General features: G+C 72.5%; 13 protein-coding genes. 4 read left to right on the forward strand and 9 right to left on the reverse strand.

Annotated features, from left to right (window positions below; genetic code table 11):
* Positions 1-80 precede the first annotated feature (80 nt).
* Positions 81-1,352, reverse strand: a complete 1,272-nt coding sequence (locus DCW30_RS28245; protein WP_076688834.1) for an AI-2E family transporter — start codon at positions 1,350-1,352, stop codon at positions 81-83.
* A 104-nt stretch (positions 1,353-1,456) separates the two neighbouring features.
* Positions 1,457-1,651 carry a DUF3046 domain-containing protein gene (locus DCW30_RS28250; RefSeq protein ID WP_076684221.1) on the reverse strand — a complete coding sequence of 65 codons (195 nt, stop codon included), beginning with the start codon at positions 1,649-1,651 and terminating at the stop codon, positions 1,457-1,459.
* A gap of 78 nt (positions 1,652-1,729) precedes the next feature.
* Between DCW30_RS28250 and DCW30_RS28255 the strand changes: the two genes are divergently transcribed.
* From DCW30_RS28255 to DCW30_RS37680, 4 genes are all read left to right on the forward strand, one after another.
* Positions 1,730-2,704: a hypothetical protein gene (locus tag DCW30_RS28255; protein WP_076684222.1), complete on the forward strand. Its 975-nt coding sequence runs from the start codon at positions 1,730-1,732 to the stop codon at positions 2,702-2,704.
* Positions 2,705-2,835: 131 nt separating this feature from the next.
* The gene (locus DCW30_RS28260) at positions 2,836-7,542 is read left to right on the forward strand and encodes an ATP-dependent helicase (protein WP_076684223.1); all 4,707 of its coding nucleotides are present in this window, start codon (positions 2,836-2,838) and stop codon (positions 7,540-7,542) included.
* 603 nt (positions 7,543-8,145) lie between these two features.
* Positions 8,146-8,970, forward strand: coding sequence for a DNA-formamidopyrimidine glycosylase family protein (locus tag DCW30_RS28265; protein WP_076684224.1), 825 nt, complete (start codon positions 8,146-8,148; stop codon positions 8,968-8,970).
* Between the two features lie 32 nt (positions 8,971-9,002).
* Positions 9,003-9,908 (forward strand): SDR family NAD(P)-dependent oxidoreductase, encoded by a 906-nt coding sequence (locus DCW30_RS37680; RefSeq protein WP_079249977.1) that lies wholly within the window; start codon positions 9,003-9,005, stop codon positions 9,906-9,908.
* Positions 9,909-10,436: 528 nt separating this feature from the next.
* On the opposite strand, the gene DCW30_RS28280 is transcribed toward DCW30_RS37680, so the two are convergent.
* The 7 genes from DCW30_RS28280 to DCW30_RS28310 all read right to left on the reverse strand — a co-directional run bounded on the left by DCW30_RS28280 (position 10,437) and on the right by DCW30_RS28310 (position 18,517).
* Positions 10,437-10,907, reverse strand: a complete 471-nt coding sequence (locus tag DCW30_RS28280; protein WP_076684225.1) for a Dps family protein — start codon at positions 10,905-10,907, stop codon at positions 10,437-10,439.
* A gap of 258 nt (positions 10,908-11,165) precedes the next feature.
* Positions 11,166-11,537 carry a helix-turn-helix domain-containing protein gene (locus DCW30_RS28285; protein WP_062782970.1) on the reverse strand — a complete coding sequence of 124 codons (372 nt, stop codon included), beginning with the start codon at positions 11,535-11,537 and terminating at the stop codon, positions 11,166-11,168.
* Positions 11,538-11,646: 109 nt separating this feature from the next.
* Positions 11,647-12,333 carry a CinA family protein gene (locus tag DCW30_RS28290; RefSeq protein WP_076688836.1) on the reverse strand — a complete coding sequence of 229 codons (687 nt, stop codon included), beginning with the start codon at positions 12,331-12,333 and terminating at the stop codon, positions 11,647-11,649.
* Entirely contained in the window at positions 12,333-13,040 is a 708-nt protein-coding gene (pgsA, locus tag DCW30_RS28295; protein ID WP_076684226.1) for a CDP-diacylglycerol--glycerol-3-phosphate 3-phosphatidyltransferase, read from the reverse strand. Before pgsA ends, DCW30_RS28290 begins: the two co-directional genes overlap by 1 nt.
* The gene (gene rimO, locus DCW30_RS28300; RefSeq protein ID WP_076684227.1) at positions 13,037-14,518 is read right to left on the reverse strand and encodes a 30S ribosomal protein S12 methylthiotransferase RimO; all 1,482 of its coding nucleotides are present in this window, start codon (positions 14,516-14,518) and stop codon (positions 13,037-13,039) included. The genes pgsA and rimO overlap by 4 nt, the downstream gene beginning before the upstream one ends.
* 138 nt (positions 14,519-14,656) lie before the next feature.
* Complete coding sequence (locus DCW30_RS28305; RefSeq protein ID WP_076684228.1) at positions 14,657-15,520, reverse strand: helix-turn-helix domain-containing protein; 864 nt, start codon at positions 15,518-15,520, stop codon at positions 14,657-14,659.
* A 189-nt stretch (positions 15,521-15,709) separates the two neighbouring features.
* The gene (locus tag DCW30_RS28310) at positions 15,710-18,517 is read right to left on the reverse strand and encodes an FtsK/SpoIIIE family DNA translocase (protein WP_162933559.1); all 2,808 of its coding nucleotides are present in this window, start codon (positions 18,515-18,517) and stop codon (positions 15,710-15,712) included.
* Positions 18,518-18,611: the final 94 nt, after the last annotated feature.

The raw sequence follows: 18,611 nt of genomic DNA on the forward strand, positions 1-18,611 counted from the left end.
TAAGAATAGATGTTCGATTTTAGTGTCAAGCGTGGCACGCCGCCCCTCACGCGAAGGGCGGCCCGCCCGCACAGCGGGTCCTACCGCCGCTCGTCCGGCTCCGGCCGTGTCTCGGCCTCCGCCGCCGCCCCCGGATGGTTCGGCCCCCGCAGGGCGCGTCGCGCGCGCTCGACGAGGGGCGGCCCGCCCCGCCGCCGGTGCCCGTGCACCCGGGGGTCGTCCGTCACGTCGTACCTCTTCACGTACGCCCCGAGGAAGGCCTGCAGGGTCGCGACGGCCGGGATGGCGACGAGCGCGCCCACCGCGCCGAGGAGCGCCGTCCCCGCGATGACCGAGCCGAACGCGACCGCCGGGTGGATGTCCACGCTCTTGGCGGTGAGCTTGGGCTGCAGCAGATAGTTCTCGAACTGCTGATAGAGCACGACGAAGATCAGCACCCAGAGCGCGTACCAGGGGTCGACCGTGAAGGCGATCAGCATCGGCAGGGCGCCCGCCAGATACGTGCCGATCGTGGGGATGAACTGGGAGACCAGACCCACCCACACGGCGAGCACGGGCGCGTAGGGCACGTCGAGCGCCTGGAGCAGGATGTAGTGCGCGATCCCGGAGATCAGCGCCATCAGCCCGCGGGAGTAGAGGTAGCCACCGGTCTTGTCGACCGCGATCTCCCAGGCGCGCAGCACCTCGGCCTGCTTGGCCGGCGGCAGCACCGAGCACAGCGCGCGCCGCAGCCGAGGCCCGTCGGCCGCGAAGTAGAACGAGAACAGCAGGATCGTCAGGAGTTGGAACAGCCCGCCGAGGACCTGCGCGGAGACGTCGAGGACGCCGCTGGCGCTGTTCTGCACGTACTTACGCAGCCAGTCGGAGTGCACCAGGCTGTCCTGGACCTCGACGCGGGAGAGGTCCGTGTGGAACGTCTGGTTGATCCAGCTGATGACCTTGTCGAGGTAGTCGGGGAAGTCCTCCACCATGTCCACGATCTGGCTGGCCAGCATCGAGCCCATCAAGGTGATGAAGCCCGCGCCCGCGATCACGACGCCCAGGAAGACGAGGAACGTCGCGAAGCCCCTGCGCAGCCCGCGGGCCGCCATCCAGCTCACCGCGGGCTCGACCGCGAGCGCCAGGAAGAACGCGATCAATACGTTGATCAACAACCCGGTGAGCTGGTGGAAGGCCCAGCTGCCCAGCTGGAAGCAGGCGACGAGCGCGAGGGCGAGCACCATGGCACGGGGCAGCCAGCGCGGCATCCGGGCGCCCGGCCCCGCCTCGGCCCCCGGGGGCCGAGAGGGCGGCGTCGTGCCGGGGGAAGCGTTGTCCTTGGTGACCTGCGCGGTCTCATCTGTGGCTGCCACGGGGTCAGTCTCGCCCACGCCGTGGGCGATCGGACGCCGCCCCCGCACCTTGGTACGGGCTCACGCGCGCGTGGCGCCCCTCCACGGTCCGGAAGTGTCCGTGATCATCGCTTGTCAGAGGGTACGTCCACGGCCGTGCAGACGGCACGCCAGACGTCCTTCGCGTCCCACCCCGCGTCCAGCGCCTCGTGGACCGTACGGCCGCCGAGCTCCGCCATCACGTGGTCGCGCGCGAAGGAATCGGCGTATCCCGCTCCGAAGTGATCCGCCATCCGCTGCCAGAAGACCGTCAACCGCATGCCTCCAGTATCCCGCTCTGGGAGTGCAGCCCGGCCCAGGGGGCTCACCGAGAACGCTTTCCGCCCTACGGTCGGTCCATGGCTGAAACCGGAGCATCCCCCGACCCAGTGCCACACCCCGACACGGCGCTCCCCCCGGTCGCCCGGGCCGAGCACTTCGTCTGGCTCACCGCGCGCGTCCTGGAGCAGCGGCGGTTCGCACACCACTTCGCCGCGGGGGTGTCCGGCGGCGACGGCCGGCAGACCGCGGATGCCGTGGAAGCCGCTCTGACCGCGTACGGCACCCCGGACGGGGGGTTCGGCCACGGGCTCGAACCCGATCTGCGCGGCCCCGTCAGCCAGCCGCTGCACGCCGGGCACGCGCTGCGTGTCCTGGACTCGATCGGGCGCTGCGGCGGGCAGCGGGCGGACCGCGTGTGCCGCTACCTCACCTCGGTGTCGACGCCCGAGGGCGCGCTTCCTGCGATCCATCCCAGCCAGCGCGGCTACCCCTCGGCGCCGTTCGTGCCCGTCGTCGACGACCCGCCCGGCGAGCTGCTCGCCACCGGGCCCGTGGTGGGCCTGCTGCACCGCAACGACGTGTGGCACGCCTGGCTCTTCAGGGCGACGGACTTCTGCTGGGCGGCCGTCGAGTCGCTGGAGAAGACCCATCCCTACGAGGTCCAGGCCGCCGTGGCCTTCCTGGACGGCGTACCCGACCGTCCGCGCGCGCGTGCGGCCGCCGACCGCCTCGGGCGTCTCGTACGGGAGCAGCGGCTGGCGGCGCTCGACCCGTCCGACCTCGACGCGTACCCGGTCGCGGCGGGGTACGCGCCGGGTGAGCACCACTTCGCGCACGACTTCGCACGGACTCCCGAATCGCTGGCACGCGCGTGGTTCACGGACGACGAGATGCGGAGCTCGCTGGACTTCCTGGAGCGGGAGCAGCAGGAGGACGGCGGTTGGCCCGTCCGGTGGCGGCAGTGGGCGCCGGGCCCGGCTCTGGAATCCCGCCCGATCGTGACCATCGAGGCCCTGCTCACGCTGCGGGCCCACGGGCGGGACATCGGCTGACGGAGCGTTCCGGCGACGGCGGACGCAGAACTCGGCGGCAGTCGCGAAGCCCCGCCACGCGGAGCCCGCCGTCGGCGGCCGAATCGCGCAGGTCAGCGCCGTTGTCAGTGGCGGGGTGCACGATGGGGGGCATGGTCAGCTCTGCGTCCGGCGCCGACGGCGCCCTCGACGGTTTCTCCCCCGCGACCCGCGGTTGGTTCACGGGGGCCTTCTCCGCGCCCACGTCCGCCCAGGCCGGCGCGTGGAAGGCCATCGGCGAGGGTTCCGACGTGCTGGTCGTCGCGCCCACAGGCTCCGGCAAGACCCTGGCCGCGTTCCTGGCCGCGCTCGACCGGCTCGCCTCGGTCCCGCCTCCCGCGGACCCCAAGAAGCGCTGCCGCGTCCTGTACGTCTCCCCCCTCAAGGCGCTCGCGGTCGACGTGGAGCGCAATCTGCGCAGCCCGCTGACCGGTATCCGCCAGGAGTCCGTGCGCCTCGGCCTGCCCGAGCCCGAGGTGCGGGTGGGCATCCGGTCGGGCGACACCCCGGCCGCCGAGCGCCGGGCCCTGTCGACCCGCCCGCCGGACATCCTGATCACGACGCCCGAATCGCTCTTCCTGATGCTCACATCGGCCACGCGGGAAGCGCTCACCGGCATCGAGACGATCATCCTCGACGAGGTGCACGCGGTGGCGGGCACCAAGCGCGGCGCCCATCTCGCGCTGTCTCTGGAGCGGCTCGACGAGCTGCTGCCGAAGCCCGCGCGCCGCATCGGCCTGTCGGCGACGGTTCGGCCGGTGGACGAGGTGGCCCGCTATCTCTCCCCCAAGCGCAAGGTGGAGATCGTCCAGCCGCCCTCGGGCAAGGAGTTCGACCTCTCCGTGGTCGTCCCCGTCGAGGACCTGGGCGAGCTGGGCGGCTCGCCGGCCGCCGACGCGGGAGACGGCACGGGAGGGAGCGGGCAGGCGGAGCGCCCGTCGATCTGGCCGCATGTCGAGGAGCGCATCACCGACCTCGTCCAGGCACACCGTTCGACGATCGTCTTCGCCAACTCCCGCCGCCTGGCCGAGCGCCTGTGCAACCGCCTCAACGAAATCGCGTATGAGAGGGCGACCGGCGAGGCACTCCCCGAGGACCACTCCCCCGCGGAGCTGATGGCCGAGGCCGGCGCGGCCAAGGGCGCCCCGCCCGTCCTCGCCCGCGCGCACCACGGCTCGGTCTCCAAGGAGCAGCGCTCGCAGGTCGAGGAGGACCTGAAGGCGGGCAGGCTGCCGGCCGTGGTCGCCACCTCCAGCCTGGAGCTCGGCATCGACATGGGCGCGGTCGACCTGGTCGTCCAGGTGGAGTCGCCGCCGTCGGTCGCCTCCGGACTGCAGCGCGTGGGCCGGGCGGGCCATCAGGTGGGCGCGGTCTCCACCGGCGTCGTCTTCCCGAAGTACCGGGGCGACCTCGTGCAGGCCGCCGTCGTCACGGAGCGGATGCGGACCGGTTCCATCGAGTCGCTGCGCGTTCCGGCGAACCCCCTGGACGTGCTCGCGCAGCAGCTGGTGGCGATGGTGGCGCTCGACACCTGGCAGGTCGACGACCTCCTCGCCGTCGTGCGCAGGTCGGCGTCGTTCGCCTCACTGCCGGAGTCCGCGTTCACGGCCGTCCTCGACATGCTCGCGGGCCGCTACCCCTCCGACGCCTTCGCGGAGCTGCGGCCGCGCGTGGTGTGGGACCGCGTCGCGGGCACCGTCACCGGGCGGCCGGGCGCGCAGCGCCTGGCGGTCACCTCCGGAGGCACCATCCCCGACCGCGGCCTCTTCGGCGTCTTCCTCGCCGGCTCCGACCCGAAGAAGGGCGGCGGCCGTGTCGGAGAGCTCGACGAGGAGATGGTGTACGAGTCCCGGGTGGGCGACGTCTTCACGCTCGGCACCAGCTCCTGGCGCATCGAGGACATCACCCGGGACCGTGTCCTGGTCTCCCCCGCGCCCGGCGTCCCCGGCCGGCTGCCCTTCTGGAAGGGCGACCAGCTCGGCCGCCCGCTGGAGCTGGGGCGCGCGCTGGGCGCCTTCCTCAGAGAGGTCGGCGCCCTCTCCCAGGAGGACGCGCGCGTGCGGCTGCTCGCCGCGGGACTCGACGACTGGGCCGCCGACAACGTCCTGGCCTACCTCGCCGAGCAGCGCGAGGCCTGCGGGCACATCCCGGACGACCGCACGATCGTCGTCGAGCGGTTCCGGGACGAGCTGGGTGACTGGCGGGTCGTCGTGCACTCCCCCTTCGGCGCCCAGGTGCACGCCCCGTGGGCCCTCGCCCTGGCCGCCCGCCTCACCGAGCGGTACGGCATGGACGCGCAGGTCATGCACGCCGACGACGGCATCGTGCTGCGGCTGCCCGACGCCGACCTGATGAGCCTCGACCTGCTCGACCAGGACCCCTCCGCGCCCCTCGTCGAGTACGACGCGGAGAAGGCTCCGATCGGCGCGGGCGATGTCACCTTCGACAAGGGCGAGGTCAACCAGATCGTCACCGATCAGGTCGGCGGGTCCGCCCTGTTCGCCTCGCGCTTCCGTGAGTGCGCCGCCCGCGCGCTGCTGCTGCCGCGCCGCAGCCCGGGCAAGCGCACGCCCCTGTGGCAGCAGCGGCAGCGGGCCGCACAGTTGCTCGAGGTGGCGAGCGAGTTCGGCTCCTTCCCGATCGTCCTCGAAGCGGTCAGGGAATGCCTCCAGGACGTCTTCGACGTACCGGGCCTCACGGAACTGATGGGCGACATCGAGTCCCGCAGTGTCCGCCTCGTCGAGGTCACCACGCCGGAGCCCTCCCCCTTCGCCCGATCGCTCCTCTTCGGCTACGTGGCGCAGTTCCTGTACGAGGGCGACTCCCCCCTCGCCGAGCGGCGCGCGGCGGCCCTCTCCCTCGACTCCCACCTGCTGGCCGAGCTCCTCGGCCAGGCGGAGCTGCGCGAACTCCTGGACGCGGACGTCCTCGCGGAACTGGAGCAGGAGCTCCAGTGGCGTACGGAGGACCGCCGGATCAAGGACTCCGAGGGCGTGGCCGACCTGCTGCGGCTCCTCGGCCCCCTCACCACGGCCGAGCTGGTGGAGCGCGGGGCCGAGCCGGAGTGGGCGCAGGAGCTGGCCTCCGCCCGCCGGGCCATCCGGGTCCGGCTCGCCGGGGCCGACCACTGGGCGGCGATCGAGGACGCGGGCCGGCTGCGTGACGCCCTCGGCACGGCCCTGCCCGTGGGCGTCCCCGAAGCGTTCACCGAGCCGGTCAAGGACCCGCTCGGGGACCTGCTCGCCCGTTTCGCGCGCACGCACGGCCCGTTCACGACCGCGACCGCCGCCGCCCGCTTCGGCCTCGGAGCCGCGGTCACGGAGGGCGCGCTGCAACGCCTCGCGGCGAACGGCCGCGTCGTCCAGGGAGAGTTCCACCCGGCGGGCATCGGCCAGGAGTGGTGCGACGCCACGGTCCTGCGCCGGTTGCGCCGCCGTTCCCTGGCGGCCCTGCGACACGAACTGGAGCCGGTCCCGCCCCCGGCGCTCGCCCAGTTCCTGCCCCAGTGGCAGCACCTGAGCGGGCACGGCCTGCGCGGCATCGACGGGCTCGTCCGGGCCATCGAGCAGTTGCAGGGCGCCACGGTGCCCGCCTCCGCGCTCGAGAAGCTGGTGCTGCCGTCACGCGTCGCGGGGTACCACGCGGCCATGCTCGACGAACTGACCACGGCCGGCGAGGTCGTCTGGGCCGGTGCGGGGTCGCTGCCGGGCAAGGACGGATGGGTCTCGCTCTATCTGGCCGACGCGGCGCCGCTGCTCCTGCCGCCGCCGCATCCGCTGGAGCTCACCGCCCTGCACCAGTCCGTCCTCGACACCCTCTCCGGGGGGTACGGCCTCTTCTTCCGCCAGATCGCCGACCAGGTCCGCGCCACCACGCATCCGGAGGCGTCCGACCCCCAACTGGCCGACACGATCTGGGAGCTGGCCTGGTCGGGACGGCTCACGAACGACACGCTCACGCCGATGCGCTCCCTGCTCGGTTCGGGCCGCACCGCGGGCGCCACCGCTCACCGCGCCAAGCGCAACGTCCCCCGCGGGCGCTACGGCAGCCTCACCGCCGCAGCCCGTTCCGGGGGCGTCGGAGCCACCCGAGCGGTTTCGCGCTCGGGGCCGCCGACCGTGGCGGGGCGCTGGTCGCTGCTGCCCCCGCGCGAGCCCGACCCGACACTGCGCGCGCACGCCCTGGCCCGCACCCTCCTCGACCGGCACGGCGTGGTCACGCGGGGTGCGGTGGCGGCCGAGGGAGTCGAGGGCGGTTTCTCCGCCACGTATCGCGTCCTGTCCGCCTTCGAGGACAGCGGGCAGGCCCGGCGGGGTTATGTGGTGGAGGGACTCGGCGCCGCCCAGTTCGCGATGGACGGCGCGGTGGACCGCCTGCGCGCCACGGCGAACTCCCGCGAGAGCGCGGACGGCACCCGCCCCTCCGACGCCCGGTCAGCCGTGGTCCTCGCCGCCGCCGACCCGGCCAACGCGTACGGGGCCGCCCTCCCCTGGCCCGAGCCTCCGACGGGTTCGAGCCACAAGCCCGGCCGCAAGGCGGGGTCCTTGGTGGTCCTGGTCGACGGCGACCTGACCCTCTACATGGAGCGCGGCGGCAAGACCCTCCTGGCCTGGCCCGCCTCCCCCGAGGACCCGGTCGCCATGGACCCCCGCCTGCAGGCCGCCGCCGAGGCCCTGGCATCGGCCGCCCGAGCGGGCGCCCTCGGCACGGTCACGGTGGAGCGGGTCAACGCCGAGGCCGCCCTGACGTCCCCCTTCGCCGCCCTCCTGGAGGGGGCGGGCTTCCATGCCACACCCCGGGGGCTGCGGCTGCGGGCGTAGGGCCGACCCGCGGGGTGCGCCCACCACGGCCAAAGCCCCACCGGGGCGGTGCGCCCACCAGGGCCCAGGCCCCCACCTGGTGGGCGCACCTACGGCGGCCAAAGCCCCATCCGGGGGCAATGCGCCCCACCACGGCCAAGGCCCCACCCGTGGGGCAGTGCGCACACCACGGCCGTCGCCTGCCATCGGGAGCGGTGCGCCGGCACCGAGGCCTGCAACCCGGGGGCAGTGGGCCACCGCCGATGCCCTTACCGGGGGGCAGTGCGCCACCGCCGAGGCCAACCGCCGGGGGCGGCGCGCCACCGTCGACGCCTACCACCAGAGCCGGTGCACCATCACGCGGCCCCCGCCACCCGAAAGCGGTGCGCCACCGCAGCCGCTTCCGAGAATCCGAAGCCTCGCGCGCCCGTGCGACCACGCAGCCGCCCCCAGGGCCCGGAAGCCTCGCGCGCCCGAGCGACCACCGCAGCCGCCCCCACGACCACCGCAGCCCCAGCCGGGCCCGGCCACAGCCCAGCCACAGCCCCGACCCCAACCCCAGCCACAGGCCCGGCCCGGCCCGACCCCAAGGCCCCGCCGCCCCCGCCATGCCACCCTTGAACCATGCCCGAAGGAGATACCGTCTACATGGCAGCCAAGCGGCTGCACGCCGCCCTCGCCGGGCATGCCATCACGCGGTCCGACCTCCGCGTGCCCAAGCTCGCGACCGTCGACCTCACCGGACGCACCGTCCTGGACGTGACGCCGCGCGGCAAGCACCTGCTGACCCGTATCGAGGGCGGGCTGACCCTGCACTCCCACCTCCGCATGGACGGCTCCTGGCGGATCTTCGCGGCGGGTGAGCGCTGGAACGGCGGTCCGGCGTACCAGATCCGGGCCATCCTCGGCACCGCCGAGCACACCGCCGTCGGCTACCGCCTGCCCGTACTCGAACTGCTCCGCACCGCCGACGAGGAGAAGGCCGTGGGCCACCTGGGGCCCGACCTCCTCGGCCCTGACTGGGACCCCGAGCTGGCTCTCGCCAACCTTCTGGCGGACCCCGCCCGCGCCCTCGGCGAGGCGGTGCTCGACCAGCGGATCCTCGCGGGCGTGGGCAACGTGTTCAAGTGCGAGCTCTGCTTCCTCCTGGGGGTCACCCCGTGGACCACCGTGGGCGAGCTGACGGAGGAGACCGCGCGGCACGTCCCCGCCCTGTCGAAGAAGCTCCTCGAAGCGAACCGCGACCAGCCGAGCCGCACCACCACCGGCCGCGCGCGCCCCGGCCACCGCCTCTACGTCTACGGCCGCGCCCGCCGCCCCTGCCTGCGATGCGGGACGCCCATCCGCCTGGCCGAGCAGGGCGACGGCTCCCGCAGCCGCCCTACGTACTGGTGCCCCATTTGCCAGCGGGGCCCGGCTCCGGGAAGAACCGTCGGCGCCAGTAGTTGACGACCCGTCAGATCCGGTCGTACCGTCCCGTCATGGCCGTCAAGGCGTACGACCTCACCGGACGCACCGCATTCGTCACCGGCGCGGCCAGCGGGATCGGCCGGGCCTCGGCCCTGCTCCTCGCGGAGGCGGGCGCCACCGTCCACTGCGCCGACCGCGACCCGGACGGGCTCCATGAGACCGTCACGCTCATCAAGGCGGCGGGCGGTTCCGCACACGCCCACCAGCTCGACGTCTCGGACAAGGCCCAAGTCGACCGTGCCGTCGCGAGCGCCGCGGCGGGCTCACCCCGGGGCGGGCTCGACATCATGGCGGCCATCGCCGGCGTCATGCACAGCAGCCCGGTCCTCGAAACCCGCGCCGAGGACCTCGACCGGGTGCTCGACATCAACTTCAAGGGCGTCCTGTACGCCTGCCAGGCAGCGGCCCGCTCCATGATCGAAGCCGCCGTCCGCAGCCCCGCCGAGGCCCCCGGAGCCGAAGCCACCCCCCGCAGCCCCGCCGAGGCCGCCGGGCCCGAAACCGACACCCCCCGAAGCACCCCCGCCGCCCCCGCTGGACCTGCTACCCCCGCCGGCCCCAGCATCATCACCATGGCGTCCGGAGCCGTGGACACCGGCGCTCCCGGCCTGCTCTGCTACGGCGCGGCCAAGGCGGCGGTGGTCCAGCTGACCAGGACCCTGGCCACGGAAGTCGGCCCGCACGGCATCCGCGTCAACGCCGTGGCTCCGGGCTGGGTCCGCACCCCCATGACCGGCCGCCACGACCGCGAAGGCGGCGCGAGCACCGAGGAGATCATGAAACGCATGGCCCCACTGGGCCGTGTGGGGGAACCCGAGGACATCGCGCACGCGGTGCTGTACCTGGCGTCCGACGCCTCATCCTTCACGACCGGCCAGATCCTCCGCCCCAATGGCGGCGTCGCCATGCCGTGGTGATCCATCCCGTGGCGACCCATGCCGTGGTTCGTGCCGTGGTTCGTGCCGTGATGATTCACGTCGCGGCGAGCCACCCCCAGGTGAATCCGGCCCCCCGCTCCCCCCGAGCCCCCGCTCACGCCGCCGCCTCCAGGCCCGTGCCCCCACGGCCTGGCCCTCCGGCACGCAGTGGACCGGCAGCATGCTCAGTCCCCATCCCCCGGCGGCGACCGCTCCCTCCAGGGCGCCCGCGTCGGGGGCGAAGGCGAGGCGCAGCACGCCCCACCACCACAGCGCGCCGAACCCCAGGGCGGGCACCCAACGTATCGCCCGCCACGCGACGGTCCCGCTCACGGATATCACGGCTGCCACCTCCCGCTCGGCGCGAGACCGACGCTAGCCCCCGGGACCATCCCTCGCGAGGGCGTGCCGCCACCCTCACCCGCCGGGGGCGCACCACCGGCCTCGTGTTCACGACGGCGCACCGCCGGTGTCACCGGACCGGTGGCGGCCACCCCGTGCCGGCGGCGGCGCGCCCATTCGCGGGCCTCAGCTGTTCTCGGCCTGGAACATCCAGTGGTGCTTCTCCAGGTCCGCCGTGATGGAGATGAAGATGTCCTGCGTGACCGGGTCGGGCTTGTCCGTCCTCTCGACCCGCTCGCGGAAGCGGGTGATCACCGCGCCGAGGGCGTCCACGAGCACCCCGATGGCGTCCGAGTCCTTGACCCAGCCCTCGGGGGTCTTGCCGATGCCGCTGCTCTGCGCGACCGTCGCGGCCCGCCCGTCGGGCGAGATGCCTAGGGTCGAGGCGCGCTCCGCCACTGTGTCGGAGTGCTGCCGGGCGGTGTCCACGACCTCGTCGAGCTGCAGGTGCACCGAGCGGAAGCGCGGACCGACCACGTTCCAGTGGACCTGCTTGGCCACCAGGGAGAGGTCCACCAGGTCCACCAGCGCGCCCTGCAGCGCCTCCGCGACCGTCTTCTGATCGGCGTCGGACAGCGGGCTCTTGGTGACGTACATCTGTCTCCTCCAACTCATCAGCGATCGAGAACATCAACGATCGAGAGAAACCGTCACAACCATGGCATAAGTACGCCAATTCGGCTGATCGAGGTATCTCCTATCCGCTCAGGAGAAATCCACACGGGACCTTCGCCCTCCTGTGCCCCCTTTTCCGCGAGAAGGACGTCTGGGGGGCCGGAGAAGGCCGTAGGGGGCAAAGAAAAAGGCCCCGACCGGGTACCCGGTCAGGGCCTTCACACGCACGTGCGCTCGGCATCATGCCGCGACGACGTCCACCGCCTCGGCGGGCGCCTTGATCGTCACCCGTTCCGGTGGCACACCGGCCACGGAGACGGAATTGAGCATCGGGCGAACCGGCGCGCGCACCGGTTCCGCCGCAGCAGACTCAGCCAGCTCGGCGAGCGACAGTTCGTCGCTCACTTCACGCATGAGCTCGGACATCCGTACGTCAAGCGCGTCGCAGATCGCGGAAAGCAGCTCGGAGGAAGCCTCCTTCTGCCCCCGCTCCACCTCGGAGAGATAGCCGAGCGAGACTCGGGCGGACGAGGAGACTTCGCGCAGAGTACGGCCCTGGCGCTGGCGCTGCCGACGCAGCACGTCACCCAGCAGGCGACGGAGCAGAATCATCGGTGGCTCCCTCCTCGGACCGCGTAGCCGCATCCTTCACGCCCCACCGTACCGCCTTGCGCGGCGGCCGTGCGGGGAGCGATGTCGTGTTCACTCAGGGCTGCAAACATCAATTCCCCCCGTTCTGTTCCGTATCCTGTGCCCGCCCGTTCCCGGCTCGTTCGCCCGAGAGCCGCTGGAGAAGCAGCTTGAGCACGCTCCGTACACTCTCCCTACGGATTTCCGCCCGGTCCCCGTTCAACCGCAGGGCGGCGACATTCCCGTCGGGTCCGCCAAGGGCGTAACCGCCCGCTGCCGTGTTTCCCGATCCGCCTACGGCCTGATCCGGCCGTGCAGCGATCACTTCCGGTCGCGTTTGCTCGCCATCTGCGACGGCTCCGGGCCCGGCGACCGCCACGAAGACGGTTCCGACGGGCTGTCCGTCCTGGGGATCGGGCCCCGCGACACCGGTGGTGGCGATCCCCCAGTCGGCCCCGAGGACCCCGCGCACGCCCTCGGCCATCTGCCGCGCGACCTCCGCGTCCACGGCTCCGCGCTGGTCCAGCAGCGTGCCGTCGACGCCCAGGACGTCCCGCTTCAGCTCCGTGGCGTACGCCGTCACGGACCCCCGGAAGACCTTGGAGGCGCCAGGAACCCCGGTGAGCTCGGCCGCCACCAGACCCCCGGTGAGCGATTCGGCGACGGCCAGCGTCTCACCGCGTACGGCGAGAAGCCGCACCAGCTCGCGCGCGGCGTCCGCGAGGCCCTTGGCCCCAGGAGTCCCGGAGAGCCCAGAGGCCCCATAAGTCCCCGGCATCACTTCGCGGCCCTCCGGCCGGGCTCCGCCGACGACGCCGCCAGGCGTTCCTGGGCCTTGCCCTGCCTGCGCAGGACGATCGCCTGCTTCACATAGTCGAGGCCGGTCACGACGGTCAGCACCACCGCGACGCCCATGACCCAGAACCGCAGCGTCGCGAGCGGCCCGGTCAGCGCCAGGACGTACATCCCGACGGCCGTGCCCTGCGCCAGCGTCTTCATCTTGCCGCCGCGGCTGGCCGGGATCACGCCGTAGCGGATCACCCAGAAGCGCAGCAGCGTGATGCCCAGCTCACGGCCGAGGATCACCCCGGTGACCCACCAGGGCAGGTCGCCCAGCCAGGACAGGCAGATCAGCGCGGCGCCCATGATCGCCTTGTCGGCGATCGGGTCGGCGATCTTCCCGAAGTCCGTGACCAGGTTGTACGTCCGTGCCAGATGGCCGTCGAAGAGATCCGTGATCATGGCGACGGCGAAGGCGGCCCAGGCGAACGAGCGCCAGGCCGGGTCGTACCCGCCGTTGCCGAGGAGCAGCATCACGAAGCCGGGCACGAGCAGCAGCCTGATCATGGTGAGCAGGTTGGCCACGTTCCAGAGGCTGGCCTGGTTGACGGCCGCGGCGCCCAGCTTCCCGCCCCGCACCGGCGTGGCGCCCGCGGCGCCCCGGGCGCCGGAGCCGCCTGACGCGGATGCCGGGAGCCGGGTCATCTGCCGGCCTCCCCGAGACACTCGGCCACCAAATCCACGCCCTCCGTGCCGACGACCTTCGCCACGACCATACGGCCGACCTGGAGGCCCGCCCCGCCGTCGGCGGTCGCGGCGCCGGTCAGGCGGATCTGGCCGTCCGTCTCCGGGGCCTGGTGAGCGGCCCTGCCGAGGGGCCCCTCCTCCTCGTCGAGGGATTCGACCAGGACCTCCACGCTCTCCCCGAGCCGCTCCTCCGCGCGCTGCGAGGTGAGGTCCTCGGCCAGCCGCGCGATGTGCGCGAGCCGCTCGTCGACGATGTCCTGCGGCAGCTTCTCGGTGTACGTGGCCGCTTCGGTGCCCTCCTCGTCGGAGTACCCGAAGACGCCGATGGCGTCCAGCCGCGCACCGGTGAGGAAACGCTCCAGCTCGGCGAGGTCGCCCTCGCTCTCGCCGGGGAAGCCGACGATGAAGTTGGACCGGACGCCGGCCTGCGGCGCCTTGCCGCGGATCGTCTCCAGGAGCTCAAGGAAGCGGTCGGTGTCCCCGAAGCGCCGCATGGCGCGCAGCACGCCGGGGGCGGAGTGCTGGAAGGAGAGGTCGAAGTAGGGGGCGACCTTCTCCGTGGAGGTGAGCACGTCGATGAGGCCGGGCCGCATCTCGGCGGGCTGGAGGTAGCTGACGCGGACCCGCTCGATGCCGTCGACGGCCGCGAGCTCGGGCAGGAGCGTCTCCAGGAGCCGGATGTCGCCGAGGTCCTTGCCGTACGAGGTGTTGTTCTCGGAGACGAGCATGACCTCCTTGACGCCCTGCTCGGCGAGCCAGCGGGTCTCGCCGAGGACGTCGGAGGGCCGCCGCGAGATGAACGAGCCGCGGAAGGACGGGATGGCGCAGAAGGAGCACCGCCGGTCGCAGCCGGAGGCCAGCTTCACGGAGGCGACGGGGTTGGAGCCGAGCCGGCGGCGCAGCGGCGCGCGCGGCCCGGAGGCGGGCGCGACACCCTCGGGCAGGTCCTTGGGCGCGGCGGTGTCCGCATGGCCGGGAAGCGCGACGTCGGCCTTGGCGAGCTGGCGCTCGGCAGGGCTGATCGGCAGGAGTTTGCGCCGGTCACGCGGGGTGTGGGCCTCGACACTGCCGCCGCTCAGAATGGTCTGGAGTCGGTTGGAGATGTCGGAGTAGTCGTCGAATCCGAGCACGCCGTCGGCCTCGGGCAGCGCGTCGGCGAGCTCCTTGCCGTACCGCTCGGCCATGCAGCCGACCGCGACGACGGCCTGGGTCTTGCCGTGGCCCTTGAGGTCGTTGGCTTCGAGCAGGGCGTCTACGGAGTCCTTCTTGGCGGCTTCGACGAAGCCGCAGGTGTTGACGACGGCGACGTCCGCGTCCTCGGCGTCCTCGACGAGCTGCCAGCCATCCGCCTCCAAGCGGCCTGCGAGCTCCTCCGAGTCCACCTCGTTACGGGCGCAGCCAAGGGTGACAAGGGCGACGGTGCGGCGTTCGGGCATGCCTTCAAGACTACTTCGTCCCCGCCTCGGCACCCGCCGCCAGGGTTACCGGGCGGTCGGCCCCCGGTCGGCGCCGCTTCACCCGGCCGTCACCGCGCTCCGTGCGACAGCGCAGGTCACGGCCCGCGAAGGGGTCGGTCAGCCGACCTCGGGGTCGCCCTTGGTGTACGTGAGGCGCTCCACCTGGCCGGGCTCGAATTCGTTGTCGACCTGCTTGCCGTTCACGTACAGCTCGATCGCGCCCGCGTCGCCCAGGATGAGGTCGATCTTCTGCTTGTCCTGGAACGTCTTGGCCTGGCCCTGTTCCAGCACGCCGTCGAAGAGGGTGCGGCCGTTGTGGTCCTTGGCGGAGATCCAGCTCCGGCCGTCCGCGGCGGTGACCTTGACCGTGACCTTGTCGCGGGGGACGCCGGCGATGGCGCTGTCCGAGGGGTCGGGCTTGGGGTCGGCGGGCTTGTTCGGCTTGGGCTTCTCGGCCGCCTTGCTGGTGGCGGGCGCGGCGCCCTCGGCCATCGACCTGGTGCCGTTCCCCTCGCCGTCGCCGCCGCCGTTGAACGCGGTGAAGCCGACGAAGCCGACCACCGCGACGATCGCGGCGACCATGGCCGCGGTCCAGTTCGGCCTGCGCGGTTCGGAACGGATGCGCTCGGCCTCGAACAGGGGCGCCGCCGGGGTGGGCGCGGGCGGGTGGCCGCCGTGCCCGGCGTCGTACCGGGCGATCAGCGGGGCGGGATCGAGGCCGACGGCGCGCGCCAGCGCCCTGATGTGGCCGCGGGCGTACACATCGCCGCCGCACCGGGAGAAGTCGTCCAGTTCGATCGCCTGCACGATCGGGACGCGCACCCGGGTGGACGCGCTGACCGCGTCCACGGTCAGCCCGGCCTTGATACGGGCCTGGCGCAGGACGTGGCCGATGGAGGGCTCGTCGGCCCGGCGGTCTGGGCGGTCGAGGCGGTCGTCGTCTGAAGGTCGGGCGTCTTCAGGGGAGTTGCCGATGGACACGGGGGCGCCTTTCGAGCGTGTAGCCACCTGCCGGAGGTTCAGTTTACGGGGGCCGGGAAAGGGTGGGGCAACCGGACGGACGGACTTTGTACGCCATCAGAATGGCCTGACATACCGATGGTGCGACATCCTGCTCTTCTCTCCCTCAACTTGACGTGTGTCGAAGGGAAACGGTTGCCCGCCACACCCTTACGGGTGAGCCTCGCCGCGGATCACGGCGAGCACGCCGTCGAGTTCGTCGGGTTTCACGAGAACGTCACGCGCCTTGGAGCCCTCGCTCGGGCCCACGATGCTGCGCGACTCCATGAGGTCCATCAGCCGCCCGGCCTTGGCGAAACCGACGCGCAGCTTGCGCTGGAGCATCGACGTGGACCCGAACTGGGTGGAGACCACCAGCTCAGCGGCCTGACAGAGCAGGTCGAGGTCATCGCCGATGTCCTCGTCGATCTCCTTCTTCTGCTTGGTGCCGACGGTCACGTCGTCGCGGAAGACGGGCGCCATCTGGTCCTTGCAGTGCTGCACCACCGCGTGGATCTCGTCCTCGGTGACGAAGGCTCCCTGCATACGGGTGGGCTTGTTCGCCCCCATGGGCAGGAACAGGCCGTCGCCCTTGCCGATCAGCTTCTCCGCGCCCGGCTGGTCGAGGATGACGCGGCTGTCGGCGAGCGAGGAGGTCGCGAAGGCGAGGCGCGAGGGCACGTTCGCCTTGATCAGACCGGTCACGACGTCCACCGAGGGCCGCTGCGTGGCGAGCACCAGGTGGATGCCGGCCGCGCGCGCGAGCTGGGTGATGCGGACGATGGAGTCCTCGACGTCGCGCGGGGCGACCATCATGAGGTCGGCGAGCTCGTCGACGATCACCAGCAGATACGGGTAGGCCTGCAGCTCGCGCTCGCTGCCCTCCGGCGTCTTGAGCTTGCCCTCGCGCACCGCCTGGTTGAAGTCGTCGATGTGGCGGTAGCCGAAGGCCGCGAGGTCGTCGTAGCGCAGGTCCATCTCGCGCACGACCCACTGAAGCGCCTCCGCGGCCTTCTTCGGGTTGGTGATGATGGGCGTGATCAGGTGCGGGATGCCCTCGTACGCGGTGAGCTCGACGCGCTTGGGGTCGACCAGGACCATCCGCACGTCCTCGGGGGTCGCCCGCATCATGATCGAGGTGATCAGGCAGTTGATGCACGAGGACTTGCCGGAGCCGGTGGCGCCGGCGACCAGGATGTGCGGCATCTTCGCCATGTTCGCCATGACGAAGCCGCCCTCGACGTCCTTGCCGAGCGCGACCAGCATGGGGTGGTCGTCCTCGGCGGCGTCGGCGAGGCGCAGCACGTCGCCCACGTTGACCATCTCGCGGTCGGAGTTCGGGATCTCGATGCCGACCGCGGACTTGCCGGGGATGGGCGAGATGATCCGCACGTCAGGAGAGGCGACGGCGTAGGCGATGTTCTTGGCGAGCGCCGTGATCTTCTCGACCTTCACGGCGGGGCCGAGCTCGATCTCGTAGCGCGTGACCGTCGGCCCCCGGGTGAAGCCGGTGACCCGCGCGTCGACCTTGAACTCCGTAAAGACGTTCGACAGCGAGCTCACGACCGCGTCGTTGGCGGCGCTGCGGGACTTGCCGGGGCCGCCGCGCTCCAGCAGGTCGAGCGCGGGCAGCGCGTACGTGATGTCCCCGGCGAGCTGGAGCTGCTCGGCGCGCGACGGCAGCTCGCGGGGGGTCTCGGGCGCGGACTTGGTGAGGTCGGGGACGGCTCCCCCGGACTCCTCCGGCGCGTTCTGCGGCTTCTTCTTCAGCTTGCCGGGCACCGGGGCGTCCGCGTCGCGCGCCGGGGACTGCGTGGCGCGCGCGCTCGGCACGGGAGCCGTGCGCTCCCGCTCGTCGGGCTGCGCGGGCTCCTCCCGCCGGTCCTCGCGCTCCCCGGAGACGCCCTGCGTGAGGTCCGCGACCAGGGGCGAGGGCGGCATCCCGTGCAGCACGGCGCCGTCCAGCGAGGCAGCCGCCGCCGCGGCCACGTCCACGGCGTCCATCGGCCGGTTCATGTCGGGCTGTACAGGGGCCCTGCGCGGCCTGCGGCGCTTGGTGAGCGCCTCTTCCTCGGCCTGGTCGGGGGCGTACGCGTCGTGCGCCGGAGCGCGGCGCCGTGAGGAGCGCGCGGGCAGCGCCTCGCGCCACTGCTCCTCGTAGCGCTCGTCGTCGTACAGCCCGGCCTCGGGCTCCGGCTGGATCACGCCGAGCCGCACCCCGAGCGTCCGCAGCCGGTCCGGGATGGCGTTGACCGGCGTCGCCGTGACGACGAGCAGGCCGAAGACGGTCAGGAGCACCAGGAGCGGCACCGCGAGGATCTCGCCCATGGTGAAGATCAGGGGCGTGGCGGAGCCCCAGCCGATCAGGCCGCCCGCGTCCCTTATCGCCTGCATGCCGGAGCTGCGGGCCGGCGAGCCGCACGCGATGTGGACCTGCCCGAGGACGCCGATGACCAGGGCGGAGAGACCGATCACGATGCGGCCGTTGGCCTCGGGCTTCTCCGGGTGGCGGATGAGCCGTACGGCGATGGCGCCGACCAGCAGCGGCACGAGCAGGTCGAGGCGGCCGAAGGCGCCGGTCACCAGGATCTCCACGAGGTCGCCGACCGGGCCCCGCAGGTTCGACCAGGTGCCCGCGGCGACGATCAGCGCGACGCCGAGCAGCAGCAGCGCGAGGCCGTCCTTGCGGTGGGCGGGGTCGAGCCCCTTGGCGCCACGCCCTATGCCGCGGAACATCGCCCCGACCGCGTGCGCGATGCCGAGCCAGACGGCGCGCGCCATGCGGTACACGCCGTTCGTGGGGCTGGGTGCCGCCGGCTTGGGCGCGGGCTTCTTCGCGACGGCCTTCTTCGCCGGCGTCTTCTTCGCGGCCGCCTTCCTGGCCGGCGGCTTGGCGGCGGGCCTCTTCGCCGAAGCCTTCGTCGGCGCGGCCGCCTTCTTCGCGGGCGTCTTCTTGGCTGCGGGCTGACGTGAGGCCATGGGGGTGAGGTTACCTTTGTCGACCTCTGCGGACACGTGTGCCCACTGCTTCACCCGTCCGTGTCGCCCTGCGGCGGCGGAGAACTGACGGGAA

Source organism: Streptomyces alfalfae (assembly GCF_004127445.1).
In the GTDB taxonomy this organism is placed as follows: Bacteria; Actinomycetota; Actinomycetes; order Streptomycetales; family Streptomycetaceae; genus Streptomyces; species Streptomyces alfalfae.

Bases quoted from the DNA above. Each gene is read 5' to 3' on its own strand.
- pgsA (WP_076684226.1), bottom strand. From the start codon at position 13,040: ATGACCCGGCTCCCGGCATCCGCGTCAGGCGGCTCCGGCGCCCGGGGC.
- DCW30_RS28290 (WP_076688836.1), bottom strand. From the start codon at position 12,333: ATGCCGGGGACTTATGGGGCCTCTGGGCTCTCCGGGACTCCTGGGGCC.
- rimO (WP_076684227.1), bottom strand. From the start codon at position 14,518: ATGCCCGAACGCCGCACCGTCGCCCTTGTCACCCTTGGCTGCGCCCGT.
- DCW30_RS28250 (WP_076684221.1), bottom strand. From the start codon at position 1,651: ATGCGGTTGACGGTCTTCTGGCAGCGGATGGCGGATCACTTCGGAGCG.
- DCW30_RS28255 (WP_076684222.1), top strand. From the start codon at position 1,730: ATGGCTGAAACCGGAGCATCCCCCGACCCAGTGCCACACCCCGACACG.
- DCW30_RS28280 (WP_076684225.1), bottom strand. From the start codon at position 10,907: ATGTACGTCACCAAGAGCCCGCTGTCCGACGCCGATCAGAAGACGGTC.
- DCW30_RS28285 (WP_062782970.1), bottom strand. From the start codon at position 11,537: ATGATTCTGCTCCGTCGCCTGCTGGGTGACGTGCTGCGTCGGCAGCGC.
- DCW30_RS28260 (WP_076684223.1), top strand. From the start codon at position 2,836: ATGGTCAGCTCTGCGTCCGGCGCCGACGGCGCCCTCGACGGTTTCTCC.
- DCW30_RS28265 (WP_076684224.1), top strand. From the start codon at position 8,146: ATGCCCGAAGGAGATACCGTCTACATGGCAGCCAAGCGGCTGCACGCC.
- DCW30_RS28310 (WP_162933559.1), bottom strand. From the start codon at position 18,517: ATGGCCTCACGTCAGCCCGCAGCCAAGAAGACGCCCGCGAAGAAGGCG.
- DCW30_RS37680 (WP_079249977.1), top strand. From the start codon at position 9,003: ATGGCCGTCAAGGCGTACGACCTCACCGGACGCACCGCATTCGTCACC.